Below are 7,241 nucleotides of genomic sequence, written 5' to 3'. Positions count from 1 at the left end.
TGGGATTCAGCGGACGCTTACGGTCGTTTCAGCCTCACAAAAGCACAGATGCAAGAGCTTTCCAGCGGCATCATCGATATAAACCAGCAAGCAGCATTTTACAGCTCGACCTTCAAACCAGTCATGGTATGAGCCATCAATCTAGATCAGCTCACCGAAGCAATCACGGTTATAGCGTGGCTGGTACGGACGTTTCATGCGCTGATCTCGATCCACAGGTCATTGGGCGTCATCCAGCGCCGAACGAACTGTTTCTACCGGGATATTCAGGTCAAATATGCTGCTGAGCTTCTCATGTGCCAATTTAGGTCCAAAGCCCAGCAGATGTTCAGAAATAATGGAAAGACATTTCGATTTTAACAGGACGTCATGGCGACGATGGCCAGGTTGACCACGACTGGCATGCGCCAGACCTGAAACCCCATCTTGATTAAGCTTCTGCAATAACCGGGTAATTTGACGGGTAGAAAGATTCAGGATTTCAGCAGCACGGACCTGGGTAATACGATGATCTCAAACGTCTTACAGAACTGCAAGACTTTGAATCTCTTTATCAGACATAGTAGACTTCTTGCGTTAGTCAAAATTTAAACAGCCCAAAGCTACATTTTATAAGGTTTTAGCCAATTCAAAAATTAGGTAAAACGATACTTTCGCAAGAGGTCTAATATGTCTGAGTTTTTGTAGTTCTCAGATTATTTTAAGTCATTTTTAAGATTCAAATTTTAGGCTAAAGCATATTAAAGTCTTCGAAGTTAAAAAATGCTTAAACTGACTTCTTTTCCAAGCCTTCTTCAAATCAAACCAATTCCTTTAGCAAGATTTAATCTGATGCTCGCTATTTGGTTGGGATTAGTTTTGAATTTTTCTTTTTATCAAAAAATTCATCAACTGACGCCCCATAGCAATTTCAAAGCATGGGCACTATTAGCTACGACAGTCTTGGTTGTTATTGGCTTTTATTATCTGGTATTACAATGGCTGATCTGGAAGTGGAATGCCAAAATACTAGCCAGTATTCTGATCATTCTGGGTGGCTTTAGTGCTTATTTTGTTAATAGTCTAGGTGTAGTCATTACCCCAGACCAGATCCAGAATATGTTACAAACTGATGTTCGTGAAATTCGGGATCTTTGGTCAATACGATTAATTATCTGGACATTGGTATTTGTCATTTTCCCACTCTTTATCGTGTGGATACTTAAAATTCAGCCTGTATCATTGGGGCGTCAATTGTTGCATAAAAGTTTGAGCAGTGTACTTTCACTCGGATTAATACTCAGCTTATTATTCTGTTTTTATGTCGATTATGCTGCCATCTTTCGTGAGCATCGTGACCTGAAAGGGATGATCTCCCCACAAAACAGTATTGCATCTACATTATCCTATTATAAGAAAAAAGCCCCTAAAGCAAATTTGCCATTGGTGACCTTTGGTGAAGATGCACATCTACTTCAGCAGACTCAAATGCAAAGCAAACCTAAATTGATGGTGCTGGTAGTAGGGGAAACTGCACGTGCTGAGAGCTTTGCTCTAAATGGCTATGCACGTAATACAAATCCTGAACTGAGCAAACTGCAGGTGATAAATTTTAATCAAGTCAGTTCTTGCGGAACTGCCACAGCTGTTTCAGTACCTTGTATGTTTTCAGGGATGACACGTCAAAACTATGATGAACAGTTGGCTAGCCATCGTGAAGGATTACTAGATATTGCTCAGCGTGCTGGTTATCAAGTGACTTGGATTGATAATAATTCTGGCTGTAAAGGTGCCTGTAACCGGATTCAAAATTATCAAATTCCCACTCAACTAAAACAAAAGTGGTGTGATGCTGAAGGTGAATGTTTTGATGAAATATTGGTAGATAGTCTGAAAGATTATTTGTCACATCTCGATAAAAATAATCAAAAACCACAGTTGATCGTTCTGCACCAAATGGGCAGCCACGGTCCGGCTTATTTCAAACGCTCCAAATCACCATACCAACCTTTCCAACCAACCTGTAATACCAATGCCATTCAGGGCTGTAGCGCCGATGAGCTAAAAAATAGCTATGATAATTCTATTGTCTATACAGATTATGTCCTTGCTCAGATGATCAAAACATTGCAGGATCAAAAACAATATCAAACTGGTTTCTGGTATCTGTCTGATCATGGTGAATCTACCGAAGAACATGGTCTATATCTGCACGGTGCCCCTTATAGCATAGCACCAACGCAACAGACCCATGTTCCAATGTTGATGTGGTTTTCAGAGTATTGGCAACAGTACAATACCCAGCAGGTCAACTGTCTCAAAGCACAAACCGGTAAGATGCACAGTCAGGATAATCTGTTCCCGAGTTTATTGAGTTTGCTGGGTATAAAAACGCAAGTGATTGAAGCTAAAAATGATATGCTTGCACAATGCTCATCATCATTAAAGAACAGAGCTTGAGATGCATAAAATATTGATTATTGAAGATGACTTCATGATTGCCGAGTCAACTAAAACATTGCTCAAGCTCCATCAATTTGATGTGCACTGGGTCAACAATGGCATTGATGGCTTAAAACAGCTACAACAGCAAAATTATAATATTGTCCTGCTAGATCTGGGTTTGCCAATGATGGATGGTATGCTGGTACTTAAAAATATCCGTCAAAAGTTCCCAAGTTTACCTGTCCTGATTATTTCTGCTCGAGATCAGCTACAAAACCGGGTAGATGGACTGAATGATGGGGCAGATGATTACTTAATTAAACCTTATGAATTTGACGAGCTACTGGCACGTATTCACGCTTTAATGCGTCGAAGTGGAAGTATAAATATTGAGAAAGATACTAATAAGAAGTTATTACACAGTGGTTTGGAATTGGATATTGAGCAACACATCGCATTATTTAACGGACAGACTATAGAATTATCTAATCGAGAATGGTCTATTCTCACCGCACTATTAACGTATCCAAACAAAATTTTTTCTAAAAATGATTTAGAAGACAAACTTTATGATTTCGATAGTGATGTAAGTAGTAATACTGTGGAAGTCTATATTCATCATCTGCGGGCCAAATTAGGGAAAGACTTTATCCGGACGATTCGTGGACTAGGATATCGCTTAGGGTAAAGCATGATGAAAAAACGCTATTCCTTGCAAAAACGTCTAATTATTTATATTTCATTGTTTAGCGTAGTATTAGGCTGTGTACTAATCTTTGCGGCATACCGGATTGCACTTGAAGAAATTAATGAAGTCTTGGACAAACAGATGCAAAGTCTCGCAGAGCGCATTGCAGAAAATCATCCTGAACCGCTACAAAGCGAGATTGATTTAGGAAAACAGTATAGTGAAGAAGATTTATTTGTAGATATTTGGTCTTATACAGATACTACATTACATCCACAGGATGTTTTGGTTGCATCGGTCAAGAAAGCAGGATTCTATACACATCAAACCCCATACGGGACCTGGCTAACTTATATCATTCCTGGAGACCAATTACAGATCCAAGTAAGCCAGCAAAAAAATGTCCGGCAAGATCTAGCATTGGAGCTCGCAGTGAATATGTTTCTCCCTTATGTACTATTTCTTCCTTTTGCTATATTCGGTTTAAGCTGGGTAATTCGGAGAAGTTTTCAGCCTCTTATTGATTTTAAAACAGAATTGGCCAGCCGTAAGGCTCAAGAATTAAAACCAATTGAAATGAAAGAATATCCTTTGGAGCTAGAACCGACCATTCAGGAAATGAATTACCTATTTGGCCGTATTTCCTTAGCCCAACAAGAGCAGCGTCAATTTGTAGCAGACTCTGCACATGAACTACGTACACCATTGACAGCTTTGAATTTACAGTTACAGATCTTATTACAGCAATTTCCACAAAGTGATGCCTTGCACAATTTGAGTCTGGGCATCTTAAGGATGCAACATCTGGTAAATCAACTGTTAAGTTTGGCTAAACAGGATGTCACAGAAGGTTTAACTGAGCCTGTACAATCCCTGTCTCTGAATCAAATGACAGTCGCCTGCATTGAGCAGTTGATCCAGCTGGCACTACAAAAAGAAATTGATTTAGGAGTAGAACAACAGCAAGAATTGTTGATTCAGGGCCAGGCTTCAGCCCTACACTCGATTATTTATAACCTGATTGATAATGCAATTAAATACAGCCCAGAGCATGGCGTGATCAATGTATCGATATTGCAGCAAGGTCAACAGGCGATTCTACAGATAGAAGATAGTGGAGCAGGGATTGATCCAGCGCAATTTAACCAAATTCGTCAGAGATTCTATCGGGTTCATAACCATGCTGAAATTGGTAGTGGCTTAGGTCTATCAATTGTGGATAAAGCAACTGAACGTTTGGGCGGTACTTTAGAATTTTCAAAAAGTAGCAGCTTAGGTGGTCTGTGTGTACAAGTGAAATTTGCCTTGGTCGAAGCCTAAATAGATAGACTTTTGTCTTTTAGGTATTAAGGCTGTTTGATGCTAGCGAGCAAGGAAGCGTTTTTTTCAACTGGCATTTTGTGGCTAAATAAAACATAACCAATGATATTAATGCACCAAATCACCCAGCCAGTCCACAGGTTGTGACTCAGGAAATGTGCCCCCCGCATCATTTGTGCCCAGCCCATAGCGAAGCCTAAGATCGCTGCAGCGATTAGAAAAAAATAAGCCCGCTGACGGTTTACAGTGTGATAAACAAAATAGCCTGTCATTAATGCAAAACCACTAGATGCATGTCCACCAGGAAAACAATGTCCAGCGGTAGCACTGAAATCCCATAAAAACCCATTAGATGTAGGTGTTACCATATCCCAAGGACAGGCATGAACTGACTGGGATTTGATAATTCCGATTATCCCAGTTGTAAGCACTACCATTATAAAGAAATAACCTAATTCCCAACGTCTCTTATGCCAAGATTGCCATTTTAGTGCGACCATCCAACCAATGAATAGCACTATATAAACTAGAATTAACAGATCTTTGATATAACGATGATTTAACTCTGCCAGTGCCCAATCTTGCCGGAGGGGAAATTGTCCCTGACCATCGATAAATGGATAGATTAGTTTTAAATCAATGACTCCACCCACATCAAAAAAATTCCAGAGAAGCAAAAAACTGAAACTCAGTAGCAATATTTGATTCAGTAAAAAACGAGATCGTTCGGACGACATTTTAAATATTCCATTCTTGTCGTTGTAGCAGAAATGAGATCAAAACGAATGACCGATTAAAATGATGCCCCAAGTTACGGTAATTAAAATGAGTGCGACAAACTGGGCGGCACTGCCCATATCCTTAGCATTTTTGGATAACTCATGCTGTTCTATGGAAATACGATCCACTACTGCCTCAATTGCTGAGTTAATCAGTTCAACAATCAGTGCTAGCAGGCACACAGCCACCATGAGTGCTTGCTCAGCTAGACTCTGTGATATCCAAAAACTAAGAGGAATCAAAATCAGGTTAATCAGCACGATCTGCCGAAAGGCTGCTTCAGTTCGGAAGGCTGTTTTAAGGCCGGTCGCGGAATAACGAGTAGCATTGAAAATACGTTGTGTTCCGGAAGTACCTTTGTAGAGTGAACGATCGGGGGACATAGAAGTGATTCAGTTAAGATGAGATTTGATTAATTTAAATTTTTAACCTTAAAACTCCCTTAAAAATGGATGTTTATTTGATTGTTTTGGCGCAAAAAATGGCTTAACCCACTTCAATAGTTTTTAATGTCTTGAAATGCTCTAAGGTATCCCACATTACACATCTTCTTAAAAATCATCAAAAGTAGTAACTAATATCATGATTAGACTTCTTGCGTTAGTCAAAATTTAAACAGCCCAAAGCTACATTTTATAAGGTTTTAGCCAATTCAAAAATTAGGTAAAACGATACTTTCGCAAGAGGCCTATTGTTCAAGGAGTAGGTCAGCTATTTGGTTAAGGTACTCGAGTATTTTTGTCATTCAGAATCGACTCATTAATCCTTTGTTTTTTCCTGTCATTTTCTATCTTAATGGCTAAAGCTAATATTATTATTATGATAAGAATGCTTATTTTGCCCTTCATTTGTATACTTCTATTAGAAATAACTTAATAAATATTAGCATCTCAGCTCGAGATCTTAAAGTAGGATTCAAACCATATTTTAAAATAGAGTCACTTTGCACTTAATGTAATACGATTCTTGAAAAATTCTAATAATTAAAAATTTAATCAAACGAGTGATTTGAAAGTCAAAAGATTTAAAAATTCTAAAGCATAGACTTGAATAATGCGATGATCTCGAACGTCTTGCAGAACTGCAAGACATTGAATTTCTTTGTCAGACATAGTGATCAGCATCTATATTTCATATCCAGTTCATGATGTTTAAATCACCATAAACTAGACATTTTTATTGGTGAGAATATAAACACTTTAAATGGTTTCTAACACTCTCATTTCGTATAAGGTGTATTATGTTAATTTTAGGGAAATTAAAGAGTAGAAATGAACTTAAATCTAAATAATAAAAAATTTGTAAATGCTAAAAATACATCTAATGGAGAAGTATCTCACGAGACTGTTTTTAATTATTACCAAGTAGGTGAGTGTATAGAAGCTACCTATTCTGGTGGCAGTATTACCAATGGACATTTACTAGGTTTCATGACTTCTGAAAAAACTTTCACTATGGCGTACCACCACATCAATCAGATGAATGAATTACGTATAGGTGAATGTAATACTGAGATTGAGATCCAAGCCAATGGGAAAATTAAGTTAATTGAAAACTGGCAATGGCGTANNAAGCCCTGATCTAGGGTCAGGGCTTCGTATAATCCGTATTATGTAAATTTTAGATGAATTAAAAAGCTGAAATAATCAAGAAGTGAAGTGCCTACATGTATCTGTTTTTAATAACGATAAAAACTGATTGCCATATAATTTCGGATCTAATTTTTTGATTCTACAAATAATTTTAGAGATTGATTCATATATTCAAAATCTTTCGTTATATGTGTCAAGTTTTTATGCATTATAGGTACAAGCACACCACTAAATCTTTCAGAGTGTACGAGATGGATTTTTCCATTCTCTTGAGAGTAAATTTCAAAACGATGATTACCATCTAAAAGACCAGGTATTAGAAAGTGACCTAGCCAACTTAAAGACTGAGCATTTCAACTTCCAATAGTGTAGGCTTAAATTCCATTGCTTTTTTCTTAGTTGGATGAATCCTAATCTTTAACCTGAGTTCGATGAAA

Annotated in this window: 6 protein-coding genes and 2 pseudogenes; 4 read left to right on the top strand and 4 right to left on the bottom strand. The window is 37.9% G+C overall.

Annotated features, from left to right (window positions below; genetic code table 11):
* Positions 1-21 precede the first annotated feature (21 nt).
* Positions 22-504 (bottom strand): annotated as a pseudogene (locus tag B3Q46_RS03285) (ISNCY family transposase); the annotation flags it as partial.
* A 258-nt stretch (positions 505-762) separates the two neighbouring features.
* Between B3Q46_RS03285 and B3Q46_RS03280 the strand changes: the two are divergent.
* From B3Q46_RS03280 to B3Q46_RS03270, 3 genes are read left to right on the top strand one after another with little or no spacing between them, the layout of a single operon-like run.
* Positions 763-2,439, top strand: a complete 1,677-nt coding sequence (locus B3Q46_RS03280) for a phosphoethanolamine transferase (RefSeq protein WP_286713416.1) — start codon at positions 763-765, stop codon at positions 2,437-2,439.
* Between the two features lies 1 nt (position 2,440).
* The gene (locus B3Q46_RS03275; RefSeq protein WP_286713414.1) at positions 2,441-3,112 is read left to right on the top strand and encodes a response regulator transcription factor; all 672 of its coding nucleotides are present in this window, start codon (positions 2,441-2,443) and stop codon (positions 3,110-3,112) included.
* Positions 3,113-3,118: 6 nt separating this feature from the next.
* A complete protein-coding gene (locus B3Q46_RS03270) occupies positions 3,119-4,432 on the top strand; it encodes an ATP-binding protein (RefSeq protein ID WP_286713418.1) in 1,314 nt (437 codons plus the stop codon).
* A 26-nt stretch (positions 4,433-4,458) separates the two neighbouring features.
* Here the strand turns inward: B3Q46_RS03270 and B3Q46_RS03265 are convergent, their stop codons facing one another.
* The 3 genes and pseudogenes from B3Q46_RS03265 to B3Q46_RS16405 all read right to left on the bottom strand — a co-directional run.
* Positions 4,459-5,169 (bottom strand): phosphatase PAP2 family protein, encoded by a 711-nt coding sequence (locus tag B3Q46_RS03265; RefSeq protein WP_286713412.1) that lies wholly within the window; start codon positions 5,167-5,169, stop codon positions 4,459-4,461.
* Positions 5,170-5,208: 39 nt separating this feature from the next.
* A complete protein-coding gene (locus tag B3Q46_RS03260; RefSeq protein WP_004780021.1) occupies positions 5,209-5,595 on the bottom strand; it encodes a diacylglycerol kinase in 387 nt (128 codons plus the stop codon).
* A gap of 601 nt (positions 5,596-6,196) precedes the next feature.
* Positions 6,197-6,336 (bottom strand): annotated as a pseudogene (locus tag B3Q46_RS16405) (ISNCY family transposase); the annotation flags it as partial.
* Positions 6,337-6,483: 147 nt separating this feature from the next.
* On the opposite strand from B3Q46_RS16405, the gene B3Q46_RS03255 reads away from it, so the two are divergent.
* Positions 6,484-6,792, top strand: a complete 309-nt coding sequence (locus B3Q46_RS03255) for a hypothetical protein (protein ID WP_286713409.1) — start codon at positions 6,484-6,486, stop codon at positions 6,790-6,792.
* Positions 6,793-7,241: the final 449 nt, after the last annotated feature.

The organism is Acinetobacter sp. UBA2581 (genome assembly GCF_002339435.1).
Taxonomy (GTDB): domain Bacteria; phylum Pseudomonadota; class Gammaproteobacteria; order Pseudomonadales; family Moraxellaceae; genus Acinetobacter; species Acinetobacter variabilis.
This window is presented reverse-complemented; position numbering and strand designations above follow the sequence as displayed.